General features: G+C 67.4%; 22 protein-coding genes. 9 read left to right on the forward strand and 13 right to left on the reverse strand.

The features are described 5' to 3' along the window. From greB to AOZ53_RS05090, 4 genes are all read right to left on the reverse strand, one after another. Positions 1 to 489, reverse strand: a 489-nt coding sequence (gene greB / locus AOZ53_RS05075; protein ID WP_054487094.1) for a transcription elongation factor GreB, incomplete at its 3' end; no start/stop codon positions are given. Between the two features lie 86 nt (positions 490 to 575). Continuing rightward, entirely contained in the window at positions 576 to 1,421 is an 846-nt protein-coding gene (locus AOZ53_RS05080) for a 3',5'-nucleoside bisphosphate phosphatase (RefSeq protein ID WP_006395761.1), read from the reverse strand. Between the two features lie 148 nt (positions 1,422 to 1,569). Continuing rightward, positions 1,570 to 2,505, reverse strand: a complete 936-nt coding sequence (locus AOZ53_RS05085) for an alpha/beta fold hydrolase (protein WP_054429822.1) — start codon at positions 2,503 to 2,505, stop codon at positions 1,570 to 1,572. A 172-nt stretch (positions 2,506 to 2,677) separates the two neighbouring features. After that, positions 2,678 to 3,250 carry an AAA family ATPase gene (locus AOZ53_RS05090; RefSeq protein WP_054429823.1) on the reverse strand — a complete coding sequence of 191 codons (573 nt, stop codon included), beginning with the start codon at positions 3,248 to 3,250 and terminating at the stop codon, positions 2,678 to 2,680. Positions 3,251 to 3,433: 183 nt separating this feature from the next. On the opposite strand from AOZ53_RS05090, the gene AOZ53_RS05095 reads away from it, so the two are divergent. Together AOZ53_RS05095 and cfa are read left to right on the forward strand one after the other, a co-directional pair. Continuing rightward, positions 3,434 to 3,973 (forward strand): hypothetical protein, encoded by a 540-nt coding sequence (locus AOZ53_RS05095; RefSeq protein ID WP_054429824.1) that lies wholly within the window; start codon positions 3,434 to 3,436, stop codon positions 3,971 to 3,973. Between the two features lie 132 nt (positions 3,974 to 4,105). Then, a complete protein-coding gene (cfa, locus tag AOZ53_RS05100) occupies positions 4,106 to 5,284 on the forward strand; it encodes a cyclopropane fatty acyl phospholipid synthase (RefSeq protein ID WP_054429825.1) in 1,179 nt (392 codons plus the stop codon). A gap of 117 nt (positions 5,285 to 5,401) precedes the next feature. Here the strand turns inward: cfa and AOZ53_RS05105 are convergent, their stop codons facing one another. Next, positions 5,402 to 7,045 (reverse strand): GMC family oxidoreductase, encoded by a 1,644-nt coding sequence (locus tag AOZ53_RS05105; protein ID WP_054487095.1) that lies wholly within the window; start codon positions 7,043 to 7,045, stop codon positions 5,402 to 5,404. A gap of 135 nt (positions 7,046 to 7,180) precedes the next feature. Here AOZ53_RS05105 and AOZ53_RS05110 point away from each other — a divergent pair, with 135 nt between their 5' ends. The 3 genes from AOZ53_RS05110 (at position 7,181) to AOZ53_RS34090 (ending at position 10,607) form a co-directional block, all read left to right on the forward strand. Further along, positions 7,181 to 8,068, forward strand: a complete 888-nt coding sequence (locus tag AOZ53_RS05110; protein WP_054487097.1) for a LysR family transcriptional regulator — start codon at positions 7,181 to 7,183, stop codon at positions 8,066 to 8,068. Between the two features lie 17 nt (positions 8,069 to 8,085). Further along, the gene (locus AOZ53_RS05115; protein WP_082385520.1) at positions 8,086 to 8,985 is read left to right on the forward strand and encodes a TonB family protein; all 900 of its coding nucleotides are present in this window, start codon (positions 8,086 to 8,088) and stop codon (positions 8,983 to 8,985) included. 278 nt (positions 8,986 to 9,263) lie between these two features. Continuing rightward, entirely contained in the window at positions 9,264 to 10,607 is a 1,344-nt protein-coding gene (locus AOZ53_RS34090) for a hypothetical protein (RefSeq protein ID WP_156333262.1), read from the forward strand. A gap of 78 nt (positions 10,608 to 10,685) precedes the next feature. Here the strand turns inward: AOZ53_RS34090 and AOZ53_RS05125 are convergent, their stop codons facing one another. Continuing rightward, on the reverse strand, positions 10,686 to 11,651 hold the full coding sequence (locus tag AOZ53_RS05125; protein ID WP_054487101.1) for a LysR family transcriptional regulator: 966 nt from the start codon (positions 11,649 to 11,651) through the stop codon (positions 10,686 to 10,688). Positions 11,652 to 11,785: 134 nt separating this feature from the next. Between AOZ53_RS05125 and AOZ53_RS05130 the strand changes: the two genes are divergently transcribed. Both AOZ53_RS05130 and AOZ53_RS05135 read left to right on the forward strand, forming a co-directional pair. After that, positions 11,786 to 13,111 (forward strand): MFS transporter, encoded by a 1,326-nt coding sequence (locus tag AOZ53_RS05130; RefSeq protein WP_054429830.1) that lies wholly within the window; start codon positions 11,786 to 11,788, stop codon positions 13,109 to 13,111. Positions 13,112 to 13,143: 32 nt separating this feature from the next. Further along, complete coding sequence (locus AOZ53_RS05135; protein WP_054487103.1) at positions 13,144 to 14,460, forward strand: ArgE/DapE family deacylase; 1,317 nt, start codon at positions 13,144 to 13,146, stop codon at positions 14,458 to 14,460. Positions 14,461 to 14,477: 17 nt separating this feature from the next. Here AOZ53_RS05135 and AOZ53_RS05140 read toward each other — a convergent pair whose 3' ends face one another. The 3 genes from AOZ53_RS05140 to trpB all read right to left on the reverse strand — a co-directional run bounded on the left by AOZ53_RS05140 (position 14,478) and on the right by trpB (position 19,074). Beyond that, the gene (locus AOZ53_RS05140) at positions 14,478 to 16,925 is read right to left on the reverse strand and encodes a DNA internalization-related competence protein ComEC/Rec2 (RefSeq protein WP_231690568.1); all 2,448 of its coding nucleotides are present in this window, start codon (positions 16,923 to 16,925) and stop codon (positions 14,478 to 14,480) included. 155 nt (positions 16,926 to 17,080) lie between these two features. Beyond that, on the reverse strand, positions 17,081 to 17,869 hold the full coding sequence (gene trpA, locus AOZ53_RS05145) for a tryptophan synthase subunit alpha (RefSeq protein ID WP_054487106.1): 789 nt from the start codon (positions 17,867 to 17,869) through the stop codon (positions 17,081 to 17,083). Then, positions 17,866 to 19,074 (reverse strand): tryptophan synthase subunit beta, encoded by a 1,209-nt coding sequence (gene trpB, locus AOZ53_RS05150; RefSeq protein ID WP_054487108.1) that lies wholly within the window; start codon positions 19,072 to 19,074, stop codon positions 17,866 to 17,868. The genes trpA and trpB overlap by 4 nt, the downstream gene beginning before the upstream one ends. 123 nt (positions 19,075 to 19,197) lie before the next feature. Here trpB and AOZ53_RS05155 point away from each other — a divergent pair, with 123 nt between their 5' ends. After that, complete coding sequence (locus AOZ53_RS05155) at positions 19,198 to 20,064, forward strand: LysR substrate-binding domain-containing protein (RefSeq protein ID WP_054478685.1); 867 nt, start codon at positions 19,198 to 19,200, stop codon at positions 20,062 to 20,064. Between the two features lie 12 nt (positions 20,065 to 20,076). On the opposite strand, the gene AOZ53_RS05160 is transcribed toward AOZ53_RS05155, so the two are convergent. Further along, a complete protein-coding gene (locus tag AOZ53_RS05160; protein WP_054430324.1) occupies positions 20,077 to 20,370 on the reverse strand; it encodes a HigA family addiction module antitoxin in 294 nt (97 codons plus the stop codon). Positions 20,371 to 20,845: 475 nt separating this feature from the next. Here AOZ53_RS05160 and AOZ53_RS05165 point away from each other — a divergent pair, with 475 nt between their 5' ends. Continuing rightward, positions 20,846 to 22,393: a flagellin N-terminal helical domain-containing protein gene (locus tag AOZ53_RS05165; protein ID WP_054487110.1), complete on the forward strand. Its 1,548-nt coding sequence runs from the start codon at positions 20,846 to 20,848 to the stop codon at positions 22,391 to 22,393. 55 nt (positions 22,394 to 22,448) lie between these two features. On the opposite strand, the gene dld is transcribed toward AOZ53_RS05165, so the two are convergent. From dld to AOZ53_RS05180, 3 genes are all read right to left on the reverse strand, one after another. Continuing rightward, positions 22,449 to 24,140, reverse strand: coding sequence for a D-lactate dehydrogenase (gene dld / locus AOZ53_RS05170; RefSeq protein ID WP_156333276.1), 1,692 nt, complete (start codon positions 24,138 to 24,140; stop codon positions 22,449 to 22,451). An 80-nt stretch (positions 24,141 to 24,220) separates the two neighbouring features. Beyond that, on the reverse strand, positions 24,221 to 25,186 hold the full coding sequence (locus tag AOZ53_RS05175) for a Bug family tripartite tricarboxylate transporter substrate binding protein (protein ID WP_054429841.1): 966 nt from the start codon (positions 25,184 to 25,186) through the stop codon (positions 24,221 to 24,223). 33 nt (positions 25,187 to 25,219) lie between these two features. Beyond that, positions 25,220 to 25,969 (reverse strand): sulfite exporter TauE/SafE family protein, encoded by a 750-nt coding sequence (locus tag AOZ53_RS05180; RefSeq protein ID WP_054429843.1) that lies wholly within the window; start codon positions 25,967 to 25,969, stop codon positions 25,220 to 25,222. Positions 25,970 to 26,018 lie beyond the last annotated feature (49 nt).

Here is a 26,018-nt window from a genome sequence, read left to right on the forward strand (position 1 = left end):
CACCGTGTCGCCTTCGCGCGCCTTGATCAGCGCCCGCGCCACCGGCGAGATCCAGCTGATCTTGCCGGCCAGCGGCTCGGCCTCATCCACGCCGACGATGGTGACGGTGTGGTCCTCGCCCGCCTTGTCGGAATACAGCACCGTGGCGCCGAAGAAGACCTGGTCGCGGTTGGGCTGGGCGGCCGGATCGACCACTTCGGCGATGTCCAGCCGCTTGGTCAGAAAGCGCATGCGGCGGTCGATCTCGCGCAGGCGCTTCTTGCCATAGAGATAATCGCCGTTCTCGGAACGGTCGCCGTTGGACGCCGCCCACGACACCACCTGCACCACCGACGGCCGCTCCACGTTCATCAGGTGCGTCAGCTCGCCGCGCAGGCGCTCGTAGCCTTCCGGCGTCATGTAGTTCTTGGTGCCGGCCGGCAGGGCCTGGGCCTGCGGCAGGTCGTCGTCGTCCTCGTTGTCGGATTCTTTGACAAATGCTTTGTTCATGGCGGCGGCGCCTCGGGCGCGCAATCAGTTCAAGTCGGTTCAAGGGCGGCGCGGACACGCCGCGCCGGGGCCAGGCGGCGCGGCGCCTAGAACCAGTCGTGCCAGACCGGCTTCAGATCGGACGGCAGGGGCGGCAGGCGGCCCAGGTCCATCCGGCTTTCCTTGGGGCTGTGGAAGTCGGAACCGCGCGAGGCCAGAAAGCCATAGCGCCGCGCCACGTCGGCATATTGCCGCGCCTCTTCCACGGTGTGGCTGCCAGTGTTGACCTCGATGCCCACGCCCCCCAGCTGCAGGAATTCGTCGAACAGCGCGGCGAACTGCAACGGCGTGTATTTGTAGCGCCCCGGGTGCGCGATGACGGCGATGCCGCCCGCGCCGCGGATCCAGCCCACCGCCTCGGCCAGCGTGGCCCATTGCATCGGCACGTGGCCGGGCCGGTCGTCGCCCAGGTGCTTGGTGAAGACCGTCTGCACGTCGGGGCAGTAGCCGGCCTCGACCAGATAACGCGCGAAGTGCGTGCGGCTGATCAATTCCGGATTGCCGGCGAACGGCAGCGCGCCCTCATAGGCGCCGGGCATGCCCATCTCGGCCAGGCGTTCGCCGATGCGGCGGGCGCGGTCGGCACGGCCCGAGCGCGTCTTGCGCAGGCCTTCGACCAGCGCGGTGTTGGACGGGTCGAAACGCAGGCCGACGATGTGCACCGTCAGGCCGGCCCAGGTCACCGAGATCTCGACGCCGGTGGCAAAGCGCATGCCCAGTTCATCGGCCATGGCCGCGGCCTCGGCCAGACCGCCGACTTCATCGTGGTCGGTCAGGGCCCAGACATCGACGCCGTTGGCGTGCGCGCGCTGCGCCACGTCGCGCGGCGCCAGGGCGCCGTCCGAGACCGTGGAATGGCAATGCAGATCGATGTTGAGCGCGGAAGGTTTCATGCAGCCTATTGTAGAGAAGCCCCGTCCCCCTGGGTAGCGGCGCCGGCCGGCGGCGTCCCCAATATGGCGGACGCGGAGGCGAGCTGGCCGCCGCGAGCGGACGCCCGACAGGAACCACGCACGGCGCCCCGCGCGCCGCTTGCGGCCGTCAAGCCAGCAGGAAGTCCGCCACCGCCTTGACCTGGTCATCGGCCATCAGCGTCGGCGCATGGCCGACGCCGGCCACCTCGACCGCCTGGGCGCGCGGATTGCGCTGGCGCATTTCATCGACGGTCGCGCGCGTCAGCAGATCCGACTGCTCGCCGCGCACGATCAGGATCGGGCAGTCCACCGCGTCATACGAGCGCCACAGGATCTGCTCGCCGGCGGCCAGCTCGTCGCCGGTCTGCAGCGCCATCGGCTGCGCCAGCGCCAGGTCGTAGTGCTTGACCCATTGCCCGCCCTGCTCGGGATAGACGAAGCGCGCCAGGTGCTCCCACTGCGCGTCGGTATGCGGCCCGAAGGTCTCGGAATTGGCGCGCATGGCCGCCACCGCCTCGGCGAACGAACCGAACGCGCCCGGCTCGCCCACATACTGCCCGATGCGGCCCAGCGCGCCGGTCTCCAGGCGCGGGCCGACGTCGTTGAGCACCAGCTTCGACAGCCGGATGCCGTCCTGCGGCGGCAACATGCCGGCATGCGGGCGCAGCGGCAGCATGGCCCGCGCGAACGCGGCGGCGCCGGCCAGCCCCAGGCCGATCAACCCGCCCATCGAGGTGCCGACCCACGCCAGCGTGGCGGGCCGCAGCCGCGCCACCAGGGTGGCCATGTCGGACACGTACTGCGGCACGGTATAGAACGCCGGGTTGACCAGCCAGTCCGAGCGGCCGCGGCCGACCACGTCGGGGCACACCACCCGGAACTGCCCCGCCAGGCGCCGGGCCAGCGTATCGAAATCGCGCCCGCTGCGGGTCAGGCCGTGGACGCAGACCAGCACCCGGTCATTGGCCGGATCGCCCCATTCCCAGTAAGCCATGCGGTGCAGGCCCGCCGGGCTGGCGCAGGTGACGAATTCCAAACGGGGTTCCAGACTCGCATCCAACATCGTTGTGCTCCGAAAAACCGGCGCGCGGCCGCGATGGCGGCGCCGTGCATGGCCGGTATCTTATCGGAAGCGCGCGCCGGCGCCAGGACGCAAGCGCGCCGCGACGCCGGGACGCAAGCGTGCGCCGAGCCAGGACGCAGTCACTGGCCTGCGCCGCCGGCAGGCGGCGCCGCTAGGGATGCCGCCGCGCTGCCGGCGCGTCCGCGGGCAGCGCGGCCAGCACCTGGTCCGCCAGGTCCGCCACGCTGGCGCGGGTGTCCAGCGTCAGCACCGGACAGTGCAATTCTCGGATCCATTGCCGGTGCCGCTCGGGCGTGCGGGTGCCTTCGGCGCCGCTGTCGTAGCCGGCCGCCCATTCCAGGAACCGCCGGCTCTTCTCCCGGGCCGCAAGGTCGGTGTCGAGCGCCGCGCCGTAGCGTTCGGCCTCGCGCCGCCGCAGCCGGGCCATGCGCTCGGCCGCCGGCAGCCGCAGGAACACCACCAGCGTGAATTCGGGCACCAGCCCTTCGCCCCAGTTATAGACCGAGCCGCCGCTGAGCACCCAGTCGTCATGCCCCCGCAGCCGTTCGCGGATGCGGCGCCAGCGTTCCTCCTTGGGATGCTTGTCGGTGAAGGGAGGATCGGTCGGCACCCAGTAGTAGTCGTCCGCTTCCAGGTGGGGCACGTCCAGGCGCTCGCCCAGGACCGCGCCCAGCGTGGTGGCGCCGCAGCCGGATGCGCCGAAAAGATGAATGCGCGTGGCCATGGGACTCCCCTTGAAACGGACGCGACACGGCGGACCGCGGCCCGCCGACAACAGGCAACCAGTGTAGCGGCGTTCCCGCCGCCCGCGACGCGCCCGCAACGCCTTTCGATGGCGACTGACTGGCCTAGAATGGCGCGTCGCCTCACGGCTTCGGGAACCCCACGCGCCATGCCCGGTGGATACATGCTCAATGGCGGCTACGTCGCCGCCGCCCTGCTCTTCATCGCCGCCCTGTTCGGCGTGCTGATCATCGGCCTGGCCGTCGGCGCGCGGGCCGGCCGCGGCAGCCGCCCGCAACTGGTGCTGGCCTGGCTGCTGGCGCTGCTGCTGGTGCCGCCCTGGCTGCTGACGCTGACCGCCAGCGGCGACATCTTCGGAGTGGTCCTGATTTCCCGCTACGCGCTGGCCCTGCCGGCGCTCGCCGCGCTATGGTGGCTGCGGCGCAGCATCCGCGCCTTCACCGGCCAGCGGCCGGGGCTGGAACGGCTGCCGCGCACACCCTGGCTACTGCTGCTGGCCGCGGTGCTGCTGTACAGCCTCCTGGGTTATTGGTCAGGTCATCGTTACGATTATTCGTTCGATATCAACGACACCATTACTTCCATGGTCTTTATCGTCGCCACGGGCCTGTTGGTGGCAGGATGCACCTGGGCCTTGCGCAGCAGCATACGTTGGTTAAGATTGGCGGGTCCCGGTTCAGTGGCCGAGGTATCCCGGCGCTGACGGCCCGCTGAAATTAGATTGCCTATCGGCCCGATTCAATCATTAAATTGGATTCCATCCGCCGGTCCGGGCGAGAGTTATGCGCTTCGAGCATTGCCAGATCAGTCAGTCCAGAATTGATATGGAGCCACTATGCACCAAAGCAGTCCGACTACTCAGCTAACCCCCTCCCGCCCGGAGGCCGCCCCGCCGCCCGAACCGCCCAAGGTCCTGCAGGACGTGCTGGCGCGCGCCGACGTCCAGATCAACGGCTCGCGCCCCTGGGATATCCAGGTTCATGACAAGCACATGTACGAGCGCGTCTTCGCCAGCTGGTCGCTGGGGCTGGGCGAGTCCTACATGGACGGCGAATGGGATTGCGAGCAGCTCGACGAACTCTTCACCCGCCTGCTGCGCGCCGACATGGGTTCGGCCGCCCTGGGCCTGGCGCGCGTCAAGCTGATCGCCGAACACCTGCGCCACAAGCTGTTCAACCTGCAATCGCGCAGCCGCGCCTTCGAGGTCGGCGAACAGCACTACGACGCCGGCAACGACGTGTTCGAGGCCATGCTCGACAGCCGCATGATCTACTCCTGCGCCTTCTGGGAACAGGCCGACACGCTGGAAGCCGCGCAGGAAGCCAAGCTCGACATGATCTGCCGCAAGCTGCAGCTCAAGCCCGGCGAGACCCTGCTGGACATCGGCTGCGGCTGGGGCGGACTGGCCAAGTTCGCCGCCGAACGCTACGGCGCCAGGGTCACCGGCGTCACCGTCTCCAAGGAACAGCTGGCGCTGGCCCAGGAACGCGTGCGCGGCCTGCCGGTGGAACTGCTGCTGCAGGACTACCGCGACCTGCAGGGCAGCTTCGACAAGGTGGTGTCGGTCGGCATGTTCGAACACGTCGGCCCCAAGAACTACGACACTTACTTCACCAACGTGCAGCGCCTGATGGCGCCTGGCGGCATCTTCCTGCTGCACACCATCGGCATCGCCTCGACCAGCCAGAGCACCGATCCCTGGATCGACCGCTACGTCTTCCCCAACGGCAAGCTGCCCTCGGCGCGCGAGATCAGCACCGCGGTCGAAGGCCGCTTCATCATCGAGGACTGGCACAACTTCGGCGCCGACTACGACCGCACGCTGATGGCCTGGTGGGACAACTTCCAGCGCGCCTGGCCACGGCTGCAGGAACGCTACGGCACGCGCTTCTACCGCATGTGGCAGTACTACCTGATGTGTTGCGCCGGCTTCTTCCGCTCGCGCGAAGGGCAGCTGTGGCAGGTGATCCTGACGCATCCGCAGCGCCAGGAGATGTACCGCTCGCTGCGTTGACGAGGATATCGGCCGCTGCGCCTCCAACTGGAGCAGCGGCCGATAGCGGGTCAGCAGGGTGAGTGAGTCACGCGCAGTCTTGCCCGCCTCATCGCGGGCGCCCCCATCACGCTCCCATCACGCCACCAGCTCGGCCGCCCGCGCCTCGGCGCCGACCCGCGCCGCGTCCTCCAGGATCATCTGCGCCGCCCGTTCCGCGATCATGATGGTCGGTGAATTGGTGTTGCCCGACGTGATCGTCGGCATGATCGACGCATCGGCCACGCGCAGGCCTTGCAGGCCATGCACGCGCAGCCGCGCATCCACCACCGCGCCGTCATCGGCGCGGCGGCCCATGGCGCAGGTGCCGACCGGGTGGAAGATGGTGGTGCCGATCTTGCCGGCCGCCTCGCGCAGCTCGGCCTCGCTCTGGTACGCCGGACCCGGCAGCCATTCCTCGGGCTGGTAGCGCTGCAGCGCCGGCGCCGCGCTGATGCGCCGCACCAGCCGGATCGCGTCCGCCGCCACCTTCAGGTCCTGTTCCTCGCGCAGATAGTTCGGCGTGATGACCGGCGGCAACGAGCCGTCCACGCCTTGCGCGTGCACGCTGCCGCGCGATGCCGGCCGCAGGTTGCAGACGCTGGCGGTGAACGCGTCAAAGCCATGCAGCGGCTCGCCGAACGCGCCCAGCGACAAGGGCTGCACATGGAATTCCAGGTTGGCGCGCGCCTGGCCCGGATCGGACTTGGCGAAGGCGCCCAGTTGCGACGGCGCCATGCTCATCGGCCCGCTGCGGTTGAGCAGGTATTCCAGCCCGATGCCGGCCTTGCCCCACCAGGTCGAAGCGATGCGGTTCAGCGTCTTCACGCCGCGCACCTTCAGAATGACGCGCAGTTGCAGGTGGTCCTGCAGGTTCTCGCCCACGCCGGGCAAGGCATGGCGCAGCGCAATGCCGCTTTCGCGCAGGCGCGCCGGCTCGCCGATCCCCGACAGTTCCAGCAATTGCGGCGTGTTGACGGCGCCCGCCGCCAGCACCACCTCGCGCGCCGCGCGGACGCCGACGGACTGGCCCTCGCGCCGCACCTGCACGCCGACGCAGCGCGTGCCCTCGAACAGCAGGCGCTCGGCGTGCGAGCCCGTCATCACGTGCAGGTTGCTGCGCTCGCGCACCGGCCGCAGGAACGCCTTGGCGGTATTCCAGCGCCAGCCGCGGCGCTGGTTCACGTCGAAATAGCCGACCCCGAAGTTGTCGCCCCGGTTGAAATCCTGCACCCGCGGAATGCCTTCCTGCGCGGCCGCATCGGCGAAGGCGTCGAGGATGTCCCAGCGCAGCCGCTGCGCCTCGACCCGCCATTCGCCGCCGGCGCCGTGGAATTCGTCGCCCCCGCGGTAATGGTCCTCGCTGCGCTTGAACACCGGCAGCACCTGGTCCCAGCTCCACGCCGGATCGCCGGCGATCCCGGCCCATTCGTCATAGTCCTGGCGCTGGCCGCGCATGTAGATCATGCCGTTGATCGATGAGCAGCCGCCCAGCACGCGACCGCGCGGATAGATCAGCGAGCGTCCGCCCAGGCCCGGCTCGGCGCCGGTGCGGTACATCCAGTCGGTGCGGGGATTGCCGATGCAATACAGGTAGCCGACCGGGATGTGGATCCAGTGGTAGTTGTCGCGCCCGCCCGCCTCCAGCAGCAGCACGCGCACCGCGGGATCGCGGCTCAGGCGGTTGGCCAGCACACAGCCCGCCGACCCCGCGCCCACGATGATGTAGTCGTATGTCTCCATTTGCGCTTCTTCTTTTAAGTCTCAAGTGGCCGTGCCACTGTCGCGCAGCCGGCCGGCCCTGTCCAATGAATTGTTGAAAAGCGCTTTATAAGTCTCTTTAATAATGGGTATCGCCCTTTACGCGGGAAACGAGCCATGGACCTCAAGCACATCCGCACCTTTGCCGCCGTGGCGCGCGTCGGCAACCTGACGCGCGCGGCCGAGCACCTGCACCTGACGCAGCCGGCGCTCAGCCTGCAGCTCAAGAGCTTCCAGGAGGCCCTGGACCTGCCGCTGTTCACCCGCACCGCCCAGGGCCTGGCGCCCAATGCCGACGGCCGCGCCCTGCTGCCCTCGGCCCAGCGCGTGCTGGACGCGCTGGAAGACTTCGAGCGCGCCATCGGCGCCCTGCGCGTCACGGTGCAGGGGGAACTGCGCCTGGGCACCATCCTCGACCCCGAATTCCTGCGGCTGGGCGCCACCCTGCAATACCTGGTGCAGCACTACCCCAAGATCCGCCCCACCCTGCGCCACGGCATGTCCGGCTCGGTCGCCCGCCTGGTGCGCAACGGCGAGCTGGACGTCGGCTTCTCGCTCGGTCCGCGCGGCCCGGGGCACGGTCAGCCGGCGCTGCATGCCCTGCCGCTGGCGGCGTTCTCGTACTACGTGGTGGCGCCCAAGGGCTGGGGGCCGCAACTGGCCGGCCGCGGCTGGCACGAAATCGCCGCCCTGCCCTGGATCTGGACGCCGCCCGACTCGGTCCATCACCGCCTGCTCGCGGCGAAATTCAGCGAACTGGGCGTCGCCCCCAACGCGGTCGCCGAGGTCGACCAGGAGGCCTCGATGCTGGACCTGGTGCGCTCCGGCGTCGGCCTGACCCTGGCGCGCGACTCCATCGCCCTGCGCGAATCGCAGGCGCACGGGCTGGCGCTGGCGCCGGGGCTGTCGATCGAGGCGGAACTGGCCTTCATCACGCTGGCCTCGCGGCGCGAGGAACCCATGATCGCGGCCGCCTTCGACGCGGTGCGCGCCGCCTTCGGCTGACCAGGAGAGACTCCCCCATGCGCTCACGCTTGCTCGCTATCGGCCTGGCCCTTGCCCTGGCCTGCGCCGCCGTTCCCGTCATGGCCGCCGCCCCCGGCAACGAAGCCGAATGGACCCGGGCCGTGCAACGCCGCCTGATCAGCCGCCTGGATTATCCGAAAGAGGCGCACCGCCTCAGCGGCCCGATCAGCCTGTCCCTGAAGATCACGGCGCTGCGCAACGGCGCCATCTACGACGTCGTGGTGAGCCGGTCCTCCGGCGACGCCGCGGTCGACCAGGCCGCCGTCGCCATGGTGCGGCGCGCCGGTCCGCTGCCGGCCTTTCCGGACGCCATGACCCAGGAAAAGACCGAGCTGATGCTGCCGCTGCGCTTCCAGCAGGAAGACGACACGGCGCCCGCCACCGACCGGGCCCCGCCCACCGACATTCCGCCGCGCCGCTACGTCGATGCCGCCACCGGCTTCGGCGTCACCGTGCCCTCGCCAATGCGGGTCGGCCCCGCCTCCGCCCGCGGCCGATACGATGCCTTGATCGAGGTGTCCAGCCCCGACGGCTTTCCGCCCCCGGCGCCGGACGCCAAGTACCTGTGCCGCATCGGTTTCCTGGCCACGCCCGCGGGCGCCAAGCCGTCGGCCGCGCCCACGCTGCGCGCCCAGGTCGCCGCGGCCGAACGCCGGCAACGCAACCTGCGCGGATCCATCGAGCTATACGACCGGTTCACCCTCGGCGGTGTGCAAGGCCTGGACTACATCGCGGCGCCGGGCCCCGGCCGCGCGGACACGCTGTACTACTACGCCGACGTCGTTCTGCCACAGGGCAGCGTCCACATGGCCTGCGCCACCCTGCGCGACGCCATGCCGGCCGCGATGACGATGTTCCGCCAGGTGCGCGACGGCATCGCCGCCAGGCCGCGCTAATGTGGTGAATAGACGAAGGTCAGCCCAACTCTGACATCACAACCTCGATCTCGTTTTCGGGTAACTCCTGATTATGATTATTGAATGATTGCGGGTATCCCTATCTTGGTGGATCGAATCGCACAGCCCTACACACGGGTTTTATATTTCGACCTTGAGTCGTACAGACGAGGCGATGAACAAATAGCACAGGCCTTAAAAATGTTACATTAGTTAACTTGAGTAACATAGAACTGTGCGAGCGACAAGTGACAATTGGCCGGACTCACGAGATTGACTTGATCAACGCGATCACGCGAGATATACGATTATCCGTATTCCTGCTTGATGCGCATCGCATCCGTCATATCCGCGCTCAAGGGCCGAATATTGCCTGGAATGAGGAACCTGACCCTCGCAGTCATGAAACCGTACAACGAATCCTGTATCAAGAAGCATTACGGTGGAGAACGGAGGTCCAGAGCGAACTTGACGACTCGTCCACGCTCTTGCAAACCGTGGATCCGGTGCTTCGGGCGCATTTGAATCAACTTGAATTCCTGCCCCATCAGGGACTCTATTTTCCTGACTGGGCAAAATATGCGTCTAAGTTACTCACTCACTTAGCCGACGAGCTGGACAAGATCGTGCAAGGTGCGTTGTCCAGGATCGAGTACGAAGAATTAAGACACAACGAAAAGATCGAACGCCGACGGGCCCAACTCATACGAATCTATTGCTACATGGCTTTCGCGCTATGCGCCATAGCCATCATAGTGATAATGGGGCGACTTCATATCCTCCAACTTTCCTCGGCAACTCAAGACATCAGGCCTTGCGCGGCACAATGTGTGGTTGTCGTTTCCCCCCCTGCACCGCAAACGGCACGTGACCTCGAGGCTCCGCCTCAACACCATCCCGCTCTCCTTTCGTGGCTGCGTGGTGCCTTGTTCGCTATAGGCGTCTCGCTCTTCTTAGCGGGAATCATGTTGCTTATTCGGACAAAGCAGCATCTGCTCGGAGCAACCCTCGCAACACTCGGCGTTGTTACTGGCAGCATCGGTCTCTCGATAGGCAATATCGACGCAGCCCTTTTCCGGTTGGACCGCCTTGTTGATTCATTGAAAATAGAGATCAGTCTTATAAAGCAGTCACGGTCGGTAGAACCTTCCCCGCCGGCCAGGCCTTTTCACACTATGCTTCACCGCGTCGCTTCCATTGGCCCGTTCCCTGATGGGGATCACGTTGGCGACGCCGATTCGGCACTACGGTGCATGACCACCGCATTGAAAGCCTATGGCCCCGGCGGCGTGATCGGCGGCTGGCAAATCGTCGGACGCGTGGACAAGCGCGATCTCAAACCGGAACCTCGGCGCATGTACGGCTCCAATCAGGCACTCGCGATGGCGCGCGCCGAGTGGGTAGTCACTCATGTCATGAACGAGATAGTCCAATTGCGCGGCGTGGAAGGCGTAGTATCGATCGGTGGTGCCCGCTCTATCGGCACGGAGGTCACCGTGGACAAATTGGAGGCGGACCGCTATGTCGATGTATTCGTACTGCTGAACGCCCAGGACCCATCTCCTCCCATTGCCAGTCTCGATTGCAGGGTGCAAGTCACAAGGCCTGAATCAGGACGCTAGCCAATACGCCGCAACGTTCGACGCACGCCCCCGGAATATTCAGGCAGACACACGAGCATCCCCACCAGATCGCGCTGACTACGAGGGCACCAGCCGTTCGGCCATGGTGAAGCCGTCGATATAGTCGCGAAAGTGCTTGAGGAAGGCGGCCTCGGCCGGACTGCGTTGCACATCCCGATGCCACAACAGGTGCAGATCGACCGAGCACACGCCTTCGCCAGGCGGCAGCCGCCACAACCGGCCCTCGGCCAGGTCGCGCCGCACGCTGTGCTCGGGCAGGCAGCCGATGCCGAAACCGGCGATGAGCAGCCGCTTGACCTCGTCATGCTGCGTGGATGTCGCCACCACCCGCCCTGAAAAGCCGCGCTGGTCGCGAAAGATCGTCAACGGCGACAGGCTGTCGCCCAGGGCATCGCTGGCGAAAGAGACGAAGTTCTCGCCCATCAGGTCTTCGATGCGCAGATCCTGCCGCCCGAACAGCGCATGGTTGCGTCCACAGAACAGCGCGTAGCGCTGATGCAGGAAAACCTTGTTCTCGAGCCGCTTGGGCATCTGCCGGCACAACGCGATACCCGCCGTGCCCACGCGCTGCTGCATCAGCGTGACGATCTCGCTGCTGGGCAGCACATCCATCTGCACGTCGATACGCGGCCAGGCCTTGTGGAACGCCGCCCAGAAATCGTCGTAGACCTGCGAATGGATGCGGCTGGCGACCAGCAGATGGATGCGGCCGGTCGCCTCGACCTCCGTCTGCGAGACATCGGCCAGCAGCTGCGACACGTTGCCGTAGATCGCCTCGGCCGCGCGGCATACCTCTTCACCGGCGTTGGTAACGGTGAACGCCTGGTTGTGCCGTTCGATCAGGCGCCGGTCCAGCTGTTCCTCCAGCCGCTTGAGCGCCTGGCTGACCGCCGATTGCGTCAGGTGCAGCTTGGCGGCCGCGCCGCTGATGCTGCGCTCCTGCACGATGACCAGGAAGGTGCGCAGCAGGTTCCAGTCGAGGCGATCGCCGCTGCGGGGGTCGGCGGGGTGAGCGCGCGTCATCGGGGGTCCTTGCGGGAAATCGGAAGACATCAATTTTACTTAAGTAAAAAATTAAAAATCATAAATTGACGTTATATCGGCGCGAGAGCGATAAACACGCCTTCGAACAACGACAAACTCCCAAGAGGAAAACCATGACCGCTCCCGCCCATGCGCCGGCGGCGCGCCAGCCCGTCCGGGCCGCAACCGCCGCATTCGTCGGCACCACCATCGAGTGGTACGACTTTTATATCTATGCCACCGCCGCCGCGCTGGTTTTCGGCAAAGTCTTCTTCCCCACGGCCGATCCATTCGTCAGCACCATGGCGTCATTCGGCACCTTCGCCGCCGGCTTCCTGGCGCGGCCGCTCGGCGGCGTCATCTTCGGCCATCTCGGCGACCGCGTCGGCCGCAAGAACGCGCTGATGGCGACCCTGGTCATCATGGGCCTGGCCACGGTCGGCATCGGCCTGCTGCCGAGCTACGCCAGCGCCGGCTTGTGGGCGCCCGCGCTGTTGCTGCTGCTGCGCCTGGCGCAGGGCCTGGCCGTCGGCGGCGAATGGGGCGGCGCCGTGTTGATGGCCGGCGAACATGCCTCGCAACGCCGCCGCACCTTCGCCGCCTCGTTCGCCCAATTGGGCAGCCCGGCCGGCCTGATCCTCTCCCTGCTCGCCTTCCGATTGCTGACGGCCCTGGACGAAGCCGATTTCGTCAGCTGGGGCTGGCGCGTGCCCTTCCTGATCAGCGCGGTGCTGTTGCTGGTCGGCTACTTCATCCGGGTCGGCGTCAATGAATCGCCCGACTTCGCCAAGGTGCTCGAACGCCAGGAGCGCGCCGAGATCCCGGCCAAGGAAGTGCTGCGCACCGCCTGGCGCACCGTGCTGCTGTGCATGGGCGTGTGCACCGTGGCGATCGGCGGCATCTACTTCACCAACACCTTCATGCTGTCGTACACCACCCAGACGATGGGCCTGAGCCGCACGTTGATCCTCGACTGCCTGTTCGTGGTCGCCATCATCCAGTTCTTCGTGCAGCCGCTGGCGGCCTGGCTGGCCGACGCCCTCGGTCCCACCCGGGTGCTCATCACGGCCGCCTTCTGCTCGGTGCTGGCGCCCTATCCCATGTTCATGCTCGTGTCGCAGGGCACGCCGTACAGCATCATCGGCGGCATCGCCATCGTGCTGGTCTTCATGGCCGCGATCTATTCCGCGATGGCCGGCTACATCAGCTCGGCGTTCCCCACCCACGTGCGCTACTCCGGCATCTCGCTGTCGTACCAGCTGTGCGGCGCGGTCGCCGGCGGCATGACGCCGCTGGTCGGCACCTGGTTGACCTATCACTACCCCGGACAGTGGCTGCCGCTCGCGTTCTTCTACTCGATGCTTTCAGCGATCACGCTGGTGTCGATCTGGGCGCTGGCCGGCCACAAGCGCCGCCTCGCGCTGGACGCGCCGGGCATCACCCCCGCCCCTGCCGCCTGACTCGCCGCTCTTCCCTTCTTTCAGGAACCCCCATGACACAGACCACCACCCCGCCCGCCCTCTCCGAGGAGCAGACCCGCCGGATCCTGCAGGCCGTCGACGCGCATTTCGACGCCCAGCTGGCCTTCACCCAGGATCTCGTGCGCTTTCCTTCGCTGCGGGAACAGGAACATACCGCGCAGGACTTCCTCTACGAGGCGATGCGCGCGCGCGGCTTCGCGATGGACCGCTGGAAGATCGACGTCAAGGACATCGAGTCCCACCCCGGCTTCGGCCCGGTGACCGTCTCGTACGAAAACGCCTTCAATGTCGTCGGCACCTATCGTCCCGCGCAGCAGCAGGGCCGTTCGCTCATCCTGAACGGGCATATCGACGTGGTGCCCACCGGCCCCGTGGACATGTGGACCCGCTCGCCGTGGGATCCGGCGATCATCGACGGCTGGATGTATGGCCGCGGCGCGGCCGACATGAAGGCGGGCCTGGCCGCCAACCTGTATGCCTACGACGCCGTGCGCGCCGCCGGCTATGAACCCGCCGCCCCGATCTACTTCCAGTCGGTGGTCGAAGAGGAATGCACCGGCAACGGCGCCCTGGCCGCCTTGCTGCGCGGCTACCAGGCCGACGCCGTGATCGTTCCGGAGCCGGAAGAAAACATGCTGGTCCGAGCCAACGTCGGCGTCCTGTGGTTCAAGGTCCGCGTGCAGGGTCATCCCACGCATACCCGCGAGATGGCCAACGGCTTCAACGCCATCGACGCCGCCTACGCCGCCATCGAAGCGCTGCGCGGGATCGAGGCGAAATGGAACGCGGAACACCACTGCCACCGTCATTTCGAACACCTCGACCATCCGATCAACTTCAATATCGGCAAGATCGAGGGCGGCGACTGGCCGTCGACGGTACCGCCCTGGTGTGAATTCGACGTGCGCGCGGCGATCTATCCGGGCACCACCGCGGATGAGGCCCGCGCCCAGATCGACGCCTGCCTGCGCGACGCCGTCGCCGACCCGCGGCTTGGCGGCACGCCGCCCCAGGTCACCTACACCGGCTTCTATGCCGAGGGCTACGTGCTCGAAGAAGGCAGCGATGCCGAAAACACGCTGCGCGAATGCCACCAGCAGGCCTTCAAGAGCGACCTCGAAAGCTTCACGACTCCGGGCTATCTCGACGCCCGCGTCTTCGTGATCTATGGCGACATGCCGACGCTGGTCTATGGTCCGAAGTCGCTCGACATCCATGGCTTTGACGAACGCGTCCATCTCGAATCGCTGCGGCTGATCACCAAGACCATCGCGCTTTTCATTGCCCAATGGTGCGGCATCAGCGCAACGCAGGCCAAGGCCGGCTGAGTCAGGGGCCGGCCGGTTCAACGCCCCTGCCAGTAGCGCCGCTGCCGCGCGCGCTGCGCCCACACCGACAGGCCGCCGGCGCGCGACTCGGCCAGCACCGCCCCATCGCGGTCGCTGCGCCAGAAGACCGCGCCGGCGCGAAGCCAGCGCCGCTCCACCGCCGGCGCCGGATGTCCGAAGCGGTTCAGATAGCCGCACTGCGCAATCGCGTGGCCGGCCTGCGAGGCCGCCGCCAGTTCCCGTCCGGATGACCACGCCGACCCGTGATGCGGCGCCAGCACGATATCGGTCGGCGGCAGGCCCAGTGCGGCCAGCTCGCGCTCCTGCGCCACGCCGATGTCGCCCGTCAGCAGCAGCGAATGGGCGCGGCCCTCGATGCGCAGCACGCAGCTGTTGGCATTGCGGTCGCCCCCGCGCACCTCGGCGCCCGGCGCGGGATGCAGAAAGGTGAAGGTCACGCCGTCGACGCGCCAGCTGTCGCCGCGCTCGCAGCGCAGCATCCGCGCAGGCGGAACGTAATCCGGCGGACGATCCGCCGGCACGTCCGCCCCCCCGCTCGCGGGCCGCCCAGCGCCGGTCCCGGCCTCCGCGCGCGGCTCGGGCCACAACCTGGCATCGCGCCGCAGCCATGCCGCCACATCGAACGACGCATAGCTGCGCGCCACCGGCACCGCCGCCAGCACCGAGCGCGTGCCGCCCACGTGGTCCAGGTCCGCGTGCGACAGCACCAGCACATCCAGCTGACCGATGCCGCGCGCCTGCAGCTGCGGCGCGATCACCCGCTCGCCCGCGTCGCCGCCACCGAAATGGCGCGGACCGGCGTCGAACAGCAAGGCCTGGCTCGCGGTCTCCACCAGGATCGCGCTGCCCTGCCCGATATCCATCGCGCTCATGCGCCAGTCGCCCGGCTCGGGCCGCGCCGGCCGCCAGCACAGGAGCGGCAACATGCACAGCCAGCCCAGGCGCCGCGCCGGCCAGCCCTGTGCCTGCAAGGCCCACACCATGCCCGCCAGCGCCCACAGCAGCCATGGCCACGGCGCCGCCGCCACCGTGAAGCTGGCCCAGTCCGCATTGCCCACCCAGGCCACCACCGTCATCGCCAGGTCGAACACCCACGCGCCCGCCTGCCCCGCCACCGCGGCCACGCCGGCCGTGGCCGGCGCCGCGGAGAACATGGCGCACAGCAGCGCCAGCGGCGTGACCAGGAACGTCACCGCCGGAATCGCCACCGCGTTGGCCAGCGGCGACCCAAGCGACACCTGGTGCACCAGGAACGCCAGCAACGGCGTCAAGCCCAGCGTCACCGTCAGCTGCAAGCGCGCGGCCTGCGACAGGGTCGCGCGCCAGCGCTGCCGCCATCCGGCATCCGCGTCGCGCGGCGCCTGCGCCACGCGCAGCAGGATCGCCACCGCGCCGAACGAGAGCCAGAAGCCCGCCGCCATCGGCGCCCACGGATCCAGCATCACCACCGCCGCGGCGGCAAACGCCAGCACCCGCCCCGCCGATATGCGCAGGCGCGACCAGCCCGCCGCCAACACCACCAGCAACATGAAGAACGTGCGCCGCGACGGCACGCCCCAACCCGCCAACAGGCAATACGCCAGCCCCACGACCATCGCCGCGGCGCCGCCGGCAATGCGCGCCGGCACCCGCTCGGCCAGGCTGCCACCGCGCCAGCGCGCGCGCCGCCACGCCGCCGCCAGCAGCCAGCCCGCCAGGCCCGCGATCGACGTCACATGCATGCCGCTGATGGACACCAGATGGGTGATGCCGCTGCGATTGAACAGGCGCCAGTCGTCGCGCGCCACGCCAGCCTGGTCGCCGATCGCCAACGCGATCAGCACCGGCGCGTAGCGATGCGCGCCCAGGGCGCGCCGCATGCCTGCGCGCACCCGATACCGGGCCCGCTCGATGGCGACACCGGCTGACGCCCAGGGCTGGTCTTCCAGCAAGCGCGGCTGGCCTCGCACCGTGCCCGTGGCGCGCAGGCCACGCGCGAACAGGCGCGCCTCGCCATCCGGCGCGTCGGGATTGAGCGGCGCATGCGGCCGGCGCAGCACCAGCGCCATGCGCCACACCTGGCCCGGCGCCACCGCCGGCAGCCCCGGCTGCGCGCCGGGCGGCGCCAACCACGACACCAGGATGCGCCGCGGAATGCCGGAACGCGCCGGCCCGACCTGCTCGCCCACGAAACGCACGCCGCCCGCGTCATCGTCGGGCAGCTCGGCCACGCGCAACGCCAGCCGCGCGACGGCGTTCTGGTGCAGGTCGGCCAATGCGTCGTCCAGCCGCCATTGCGCCTGTATCGCGGCGTTGACGGCGCCCGCCAGCAGCCCCGCGACCAGGCAGGCCAGCATCCCCGCCAGCCGGCCGCGCCAACGCCGTAGAGCCAACGGCAACACAACGCAGGCCGCCCCGGCCGACAGATAGAACCCCGCCCCCGGCAGCGCCGCGAGTGTCTGCACCGCCCCCGCGCCCGCCACGATGGCCAGGCAGAATATGCGCCCCTTGATATCCGTCTCCCGAGAAACGGATCAGCGTAGGGCGACAGGCGCTCAGGCGGTCGGTGTGTGAAGGGATTTGCCCACCTCGGGAAACCGTCGGTGTCCCATCCTAGCCATCACTCCCCTCTGGCCGCCGCCCCCAAACCCCGCACTTCCGCCAGCGCCGCCCCCACCCCGCCTGCCGCCAGCACCTCGACCAGCCGGGTCCCCACCGCCACCAGATCCGCATGGCGCCCGACCGCCTTCAATTGTTCGGCGGTCCGCACGCCGAAGCCCGCGGCAATCGGCAGGGAGGTCTTCGCGCGGATCCGTTCCAGCGCACCGGAGATCACGGCGTCCGAAGGCAGCGCCGCGCCCGTCGTCCCCGCCAGCATCACGTGGTACACGAACCCGCTGGCGCCTTCCAGCACCCTCTCCAGGCGCGCTTCCGTGGTCGTCGGCGCGGTCATCTTGATGATGGCGATGCCGTGGCGCCGCGCCAGCCGTTCAATGCCGGCGGCATGCTCGGGCGACAGATCCACCACGATCAGCCCGTCGACGCCGGCCCAGGCCGCGTCGGCCATGAAGCTGGCCGCTTCATAGCGCAGCAGCGGGTTCAGATAGCCCATCAGCACGACCGGCGTGCGCTCGTCCTCCTCGCGGAAAGCGGCGACCAGGTCGAGCGTGCGACGCAAGGTCTGCCCCGCCTTCAGTGCGCGCGCATTGGCCTGTTGCAGCACGGGCCCGTCGGCGATCGGGTCGCTGAACGGCATGCCCAGTTCGATCACGTCGGCCCCGGCGGCGGGCAGGCCTTTCAGCAAGGCCAGGCAGTCATCGTAGGACGGGTCGCCCGCCGTGAAATAGGCGGCCAGGCCCGGCCGGCCGGCGGCGCGCAACGCCGCCAAAGTCTGTTCGATACGGCTCATGCGGCGTCTCCGGTGAATTGCAGGACCGAATTCAAGTCCTTGTCGCCGCGCCCGCTCAGGCATACCACCAGCGCCTGCTCGCGGTCCATGCGCGGCGCGAGTTGCCTGGCGTAGGCCAGGGCATGGGCGCTTTCCAGCGCGGGGATGATGCCCTGCCGGCGCGTCAGCCACAGAAAGGCGTCGACCGCCTCGGCATCGGTGACCGATTCGTAGACGACCCGCCCGGTATCGTGCAGCAGCGCGTGTTCCGGGCCGACGCCCGGGTAGTCGAGACCGGCCGAGATCGAATGCGCGTTCTGGATCTGGCCGTCCGCGTCCTGCAGGAAGTAGCTGCGGCAGCCATGCAGAACGCCGGGGGATCCCTCGCCGATGCTGGCCGCGTGCTCGGCGGTCTGCGTGCCGCGCCCGGCCGCCTCGATGCCGAACAGCCGCACGCCGGCGTCGTTCAGGAACGGATAGAAGAAGCCGATGGCGTTGGAGCCGCCGCCCACGCAGGCGACCATCGCGTCCGGCAGCCGTCCGGTCTTCGCGAGGATCTGCGCGCGCGTTTCCTCGCCGATGACTTTCTGCAGTTCGCGCACCAGCCAGGGATAGGGATGCGGCCCGGCTCCGGTGCCCAGCAGGTAATAGGTGTCGTCCGGATGCGCGATCCAGTCGCGGATGGCGGCGTTCATCGCGTCCTTCAGCGTGGCGCTGCCGTCCGGCACCGGCCGGACCTGGGCGCCCAGCATCTCCATGCGCGCCACGTTGGAGGACTGCCGCGCCACGTCGACGGCGCCCATGTAGACGACGCATTCCAGGCCGAACAAGGCGCACACCGTGGCGGTGGCCACCCCGTGCTGCCCGGCGCCGGTCTCGGCGATGATGCGGCGCTTGCCCATGCGCCGCGCCAGCAACGCCTGGCCCAGGCAATTGTTGATCTTGTGGGCGCCGGTGTGATTCAGGTCCTCGCGCTTGAGGAAGATGCGCGCGCCGCCCAGTTCCTCGCTGAGCGCCTGGGCATGCAGCAGCGGGCTCGGGCGTCCCACGTAGTCGGCCAGCATGGCGCGGTACTCGGCCCAGAAGGCGGGGTCCTCGCGCACCGCGCGGAAGGTGTGTTCCAGCGCATCGAGCGCGGGCGCCAGCGTCTCGGGCATGTAGCGGCCGCCATAACGGCCGAACTGCCCGGCGGCATCGGGGTATTCAGGATGGGGGATAAAAGACATGGTTTCAGGCCTTCGGGAACATGGCAACCATGGTATCCAGACAAAACATCCAGATAAATCATAGATTTCTTGCCCATCGGTATCAGATTTTCTAATATCAACGGCATGAGAAACCTGCCTCCCATGAACTCGCTGCGCGTCTTCGACAGCGCCGCCCGCCACCTGAACCTGTCGCTCGCGGCGCAAGAGCTGGGCGTGTCGCACAGCGCGGTCAGCCAGCAGGTCCGGCAGCTCGAGACCTGGCTCGGCGGCAAGCTGTTCGAGCGGCATTCGGAGGGCGTGCGGCTGACCGCGGCGGGCCAGGATCTGCACCGCGTCTGCCTGCCGGCGTTCGACATGCTCGAACAGCGCCTGGCCGAACTGCTCGGCCGCTCGGCATCGACCGAGGTGGTGATCGGCGCGCCGGCCAGCCTGTTGTCCAACTGGATCATTCCGCGGCTCGAGCACTTCGAGCGCGCCCATCCCGGCGTCCAGGTGCGCCTGCAGACGGCGGCCGACATCGCGTTGCTGGAGCGGCGCGTGGTCGATGTGCTGATCGTGGCCGACGAGCACCGTTCGCCGGACATCGAGGCGGTGCCGCTGTTCCAGGAAAGCATCGGGCCGGTCTGCGCGCCGGCGCTGGCCGGGCGGATCCGGCGGCCGGCCGACGTGCTCGGCTCGCCATTGCTGCATGCCGCGGCGCGCCCCGCCGCCTGGGAACACTGGGCGCAGGCCAGCGGCGTGACGCTCGGCGCGCAGCAGCCCAGGCGCCAGTTCGACCAGCTCGGCCACATGCTCGAAGCCGCCGTGGCGGGCCTGGGCATCGGCATCGCGCCCCGCGAACTGGCGCAGGCCGATATCCGGGCCGGCCGGCTGGCCGCCCCCCTCGGCTTCCAGGACACGGGCGGCCGGTTCAGCCTCTATGCGCGCACCGATGCCAGGGAAGTCGTGGACGATTTCAAGCGCTGGTTGAAGGCGCAGGCGCAGCCCGATGCCGCGCGGGTCGGATAGGGCATGGACCCGTCATCGTCCAGGCGCCGCGGACGCCAGGGGCCTGACTGGCGGCTGCGCATGTTGCAAGGCCTGCCACAGATCGTAATTCGCCTGCATCGCCACCCATGCCTGCGCGGTACCCGCCCCGGCTTGCTCCAGCCGGACAGCGAGGTCCGGGCTGATGCCCGCCTTGCCATTGAGCACCCGGGACAGGGCCACCCGTGACATCGCCAGCCGATCGGCGGCTTCCGTCACGGACAGCCCCAAGGCGGCGATGACATCTTCCCGAAGGACTTCGCCCGGATGCGGAGGGTTATGCATCATGATCTCCATTGCAGGACCCCATGCTCGGCATGGGCGGTAACGTCGTCAACAGAGACACACCGTTTATCGGCTTTGGGAGCGGTCTTGAGTCCCCAAAGCGGCTTATCGGGCGGCCGGTTCGGCCTCTATGCCCGGATCGACGCCACGGCGACGCGCCGACCAGACGCTCGCCGCGTCGGATGAATCCGGGATTCGAGCGCGCGGCGAGACGGCCGGCGGGGGATCGGCTTAGCATTTTTAGAATGATCTATCCCTCTTCGGATAAACAAAGCCGTGCCCACTCGGCGCAAACCGGCCCACCCAGTGTGGGCCGCGTGCCATCATCGCCCCCGCATCGTTCGGCGCGCTGATTCGTCACGCGCCACGCCGTCCACGACGGCTCGAAACAACCCGCGCCATTCCCGCAGCACGACAGCCCGCATCCCGCTGACAGCCGCGGCACTGGCCGGCTGGCAACCTCGCATTGGAGAACCTCATGCCCTCGATCAGAAACCAGTCCCTGTCGTTACGGGCGCGCACCAACCTGGGCAAGTCGGAATCCGCGCTGGCCGTGGCCACGGAGCGGCTGTCGTCCGGCCTGCGCATCAACCACGCCGCGGACGATGCCGCCGGTGAATCCATCGCCAGCCATTTCACCGCCCAGATCCGCGGGCAGCACCAGGCGGCGCGCAACGCCAATGACGGCATCTCGCTGGCGCAGACCATCGAGGGCGCGCTGGGCGAGATGGGCCACAGCCTGCAACGCATCCGCGAACTCGCCGTGCAGGCGCAGAATTCCACCAACTCGATCGGCGACCTGGAATCCATCCAGGCCGAGATCGACCAGCATCTCGGCGAAATCGAGCGGATTTCGCACCAGACCCGCTTCAACAGCCTCGACGTGCTGGCCCAGGACGCCGATCTGTCCATCCAGGTCGGCGCCCACGATGGCGACACGCTCACACTCAACACCCGGCTCGTCAACACGAAAACCCTGAACCTGGACCAGATCGACGTGGTGCATGATCCGCGTCTGGGCAGCGCCGTCGACAGGACGGTGATCGACACCCAGTCCGAGCCCGCGCCGATCGCCCCGCCACCGGCGGTCGCGCCGCCGCCCGCGATAGCGCCCCCCACCACCACCGCCGTCCTGAGCATCAGGAATGGCGCCACCGTCCTCACGATATTCGACGCCTATCTCCTGAGTTACCAGTTCAACGGCACGACGCAATACCTCGTCCAGGAGGTCCACGGCGGTCTCGCCCGCAACGAGTACCGCATTCCCACCTTGCCCGCGCCCGTGGGAGGCGTCGTTGACATCGACATCAGCGTCCTGCCGCGCCTGGACAGAACCACCCTGAGCGCCGCGGAAGCGGCGGCGATCACCCGCAGCGGCGTGCCCACGCTGGTCGGCCGCACCTTTCCGGTTCCGGTCGCCCCCCCTGCCGTGCCGGCCCCCACGCCCACGCCGCCCGTGGTCGCGCCTCCCCCCGGCCCCCCGCCTGCCGCCGACGCCGTCAAGAAAGACACGCCCATCCGACTGTTCGATTTTCTCCAGAGCCTCGCGCCGGTGCCCGCCGCCGACGATGGCCGGCCCCTGTTCGACCAGCACAGCAAGGTGCACTACCTGACCGACGCCACCGGCAACGCCAACGGCGAATACGTCATCAGCGGCAGCGATGGCAATTTCTACGACATCAGCATTTCGTCCACCGGCGAGGTGTCCTTCAAGCCGAAACACGCGCCGCCCACCGTGAACCTCAAGGTCGTGCCCATGAAGCGGGTGACCCACGCCCTGGGCCAGGTCGACAGCCTGCGCGGCGAGCTGGGCGCGATGCAGCACCGCCTGGGCTCGGTCATCACCAACCTCAACCACACCGCCGATATCCTCGGCCAGGCCCGCAGCCGCATCGAGGACGCGGACTACGCCGTCGAAACCTCCAACCTGACGCGCCAGCAGATCCTGCAGCAAGCCAGCAAGGTCGCCTTGACGCAAGCCAATCAGTTGGCGCAGAACGTGTTGGCGTTGTTGAAGGAGGATTGACGCGCCACGGGTCGTGGCAGAACGCGGCAGCGATCCGACGAGGGACTTCGCCGCCTCACATCCAGTTCTTGCGCTTTGATAGCTGCCCGACCCCTGGGTTGAACTGATTGCAAGGATCCAGGGCGCGGTAGAAATTCCGAAGCTCGGGGCCGGCGCGATACAGATGTCCAACGTTGTGTTCGGCCGGATACTGCGCGCCACGGGCGTCCAGCAGCTTCCACATGCGGTGCTCCAGCGCCAGGCAATCCACGCCCTTTCTCACGATGTAGTCCTGATGGAAGACATGGCAAAGAAAGTGTCCGTAATAGAGCTTGGCCACCATGGCGGTCTCCATGTCCTCGGGCAGAACCTCCAGCCAGTCCCGGTCATTGCGCTTCAGGGCGATATCCAGCGCGACGATATCCTCCACCGCATCCGGATGCATGGCGCGGTAGCGCACGGCGGCGCCGGCCGCCGCGAATCGCAGCAGGAAGGCGGATGCGCCTTCTTCCGGGGAGCACAGGAAGCAGGCGCCCGTGGCCTGGTTGAAATAGGAATCCAGGAAAGCCTGAAGCGGCTCCTTCAGCTTTCTCGACACCTTGATCATCAGATAGTGTTCATACCGGGCGCGAAAGTCGCGCAGGCGAGCGGGCAGATGATCGCCACAGCGTTCGCTGAAGAACTGCAACAGCCGGTCGCTCATGTTCCTGGGGAAGAACGGGAATCTCGCGCAGAAATTGTCCACGCGCGCTTTCAACGCGAAAAAGGCGGGAAGCCTTGCGGTGCCCAGTCTGCGGATAGCCAGGAAAGTGTCCTTGCCGTAGACGTCGGCGATATCGAACGCATCCCTGTGCATGTACTCCCCCGCGATGGGCAGCTCCGGCAAGGCCGTCAGAAGGTATCGTCGAATATCCGTCAGTTCCGCCGGATCATTCGTCCCGATGTAGAAAACGTCGGTCTGCGTTTCCGCCGGAAACGTGTCCAGGCGCACGGCGAAGAGAATCAGCTTGCCGGCGCTCCCGGAAGCCTCGTACAGCCGTTTCGGGTCCGCGTTGAACCGCGCGGGCGAGTCCGCGTCGACGTCGCGGACGTGCCGCGCATAATCCTGATCCGACCCGCGTCCGCCATCGCCGATGTCGTCAGGACGGTAGGTGCCGTCATCCAGACGCCGCAGGATCTCCTCGGGGGATTCTCCCAATGAGATGCCCAGGTGGTTGACCAGGGATAGTTTGCCGTCCTGCCCCAACTGCGCAAACACGGCCATCTCGGTAAAGGCGGGGCCGCGCTGCACCAATGATCCACCGGAGTTATTGCAGATCCCTCCGAATACCGAAGCGCCAATGCATGAAGACCCGATGACGGAGTGCGGTTCACGTCCCAGCGGTTTGAGCGCTTTCTCCAGCTGGTCCAAGGTGGCGCCGGGAAAGCAGATCACCTGATGCCCGTCACGGATCAGCTGTATTTTCTTCATGCGCAACGTGCTGATGATCACGATCTCCCGATCGTAGTCATCGCCGTCCGGCGTCGACCCTCCGGTCAAGCCGGTATTGGCCGCCTGCATGATCACGATCTTGCCGTGCGCCACGCATGCCTGGACCAATCGCCATTGCTCCAGAAGGCTGCCCGGCCGCGCAACCGCGATCGCCGATCCGAAGCCGAAGCGGAATCCTGTACGGAACCGTTGGGTATGCTGCGGGTCGGTCAGGACATGGGCCGTGCCGACGATGCCGCGCAATTCGTCGAGCAGGCGCTGGTTATCAGGATTCATGCAGGTCCTTGGAAAGAAACTGTGGGAACGGGAAATCATGGCCATCGCGCCATCGGTGACGACGCAAGCGGCACGCGCGGTCATTCAATGATCATCCCGGCCTTGTCGCGCACCGTTTGGTAGCGAGAGCGCTCTTGCGCCAGGAACTGAACAAATGCGTCCTGCTCCAGCACGACGGCACGCCAGCCGGCTTCCTGCAATCGTTGACGGACCGCTTCGTCCTGGACCGCGCTTTCGAATGCGGCGCTCATTTTTCTTCCGATCCCGGGAGGCAATTGAGCGGGGCCGAAGAGCCCGAGCCAGTTGGTGAATTGGTAACCAGCCATCGACGGCAGCTCCGAGATGGCGGGCACGTCAGCGAACAGCGGCGAACGATTCGCGGATGTAACCGCCAGCAGGGTCAGTTTGCCGGTCTTGATGTGCGCTACCAGCGGGGGCAAGCCCGTAATGACGAAGTCGATCTGGCCTCCGAGAACGTCGTTGACCGCTGGCGCGGCGCCCTTGTACGGCACGTGTTGCCAATTCACGCCGGCAATCGCTTGCATCGCGGCGCCGGCGAAATGCATCGTACTGCCACTGCCCGGCGTGCCATAGTTGAATTTGACACCTTGCTTTTGTGAACTGGCAACCAATTCACCTAGCGACTTCGGACCGCGCTCGGGATGCGCCACGATTCCCAAAGGCGTGTCGCCCACGAACGCGATTGGCGTCAAGTCCTTTTCCGGATCATAGGGCAAGGGCTTTCCGGCGATGGGTGTAACCAGGACTTCCGCCGGCGACGACAGCAGAAACGTGTAGCCGTCTGGCGCGGCACGCACAACGGCCTGGGCGCCGATCGCGCCCGAAGCGCCCGCGCGGTTTTCCACGACGACCTGCCGTCCCAGGATCCTGGAAATGGCGGCACTGTAGATGCGGGCGGCGGTATCGACCCCTCCGCCGGCGGGATACGGCACGATCAACGTGACGGGGCGTTGCGGCCAGGGATTGGCCTGGGCGCCCGCGCCGAAGAGCGCAAAACAGGAAACGAGAATGGCAGTTCGAAGCATGATATCTCCAAGTCAGACCGTCACCGGCCTGCGTCACAGGAAGGCGCGGGCTGACGAGACCAGCAAGGCCGCGCCGGATAGCGTCAACAACATCAGGACGACGCGGCGGAACGTTTCGTCGCACAGGCGGGCGTACAGGCGCGCGCCCAGCCAGGTCGACACCATGACGACGGGCAGCAACGCCCCGAACCAGGGCAGTATGGCCAGCGACACGGTCGACGAGACGACGTAGCACGTCATCGTGAACGACAGGATCAGCAGGTTGAATCCCTGGATCAGATTGCGCTGCATTTCGCGGGGATAGTGGCGCAGGGTGCACCACAAGGCGGGCGCGAGTCCCGTGAGGCCCGCCAGGCTGCCCAATACCCCGCCGCACAGGCCGGCGATGCCCTCTCCCAGGCGACCACCGCTGTCCAGTTCGATCTTGCGGCGCGACAGCAACATGAACGAACACCAGGCGACCAGCACGATTCCCAGCAGCAGTTTGAAGACGGCGGGATCCAGCAGGGGCAGCAGGGCAAGGCCAAGCGGCACGCCCAGCGCCCCGCCCGCCAGAAACGGCAGCAACAGTTTCCACGGAAACGCCTGGCGCACCGATAAAACCCCGGTCACCTGGCCGACGAGCGCGCCGAACACCGTCAACACAGCGGCCAGGCTCGGCTCCAGCACCCAGGCCCAGATAGCCATCGACACCATGCTGAACGCGAAACCCGACAGCCCCTGCACGAAGCCCGCGACGGCCGCGCCGCCCAGGGTGAACCACAACATCGGCCCGAAGAGCATATGCCGTCCCAAATGGAATCGAAGGAAGAGAAGGCCGGGGCCCGCCCAC

The sequence above is a fragment of the Achromobacter sp. 2789STDY5608621 genome (assembly GCF_001299375.1).
Taxonomy (GTDB): domain Bacteria; phylum Pseudomonadota; class Gammaproteobacteria; order Burkholderiales; family Burkholderiaceae_B; genus Achromobacter; species Achromobacter insuavis.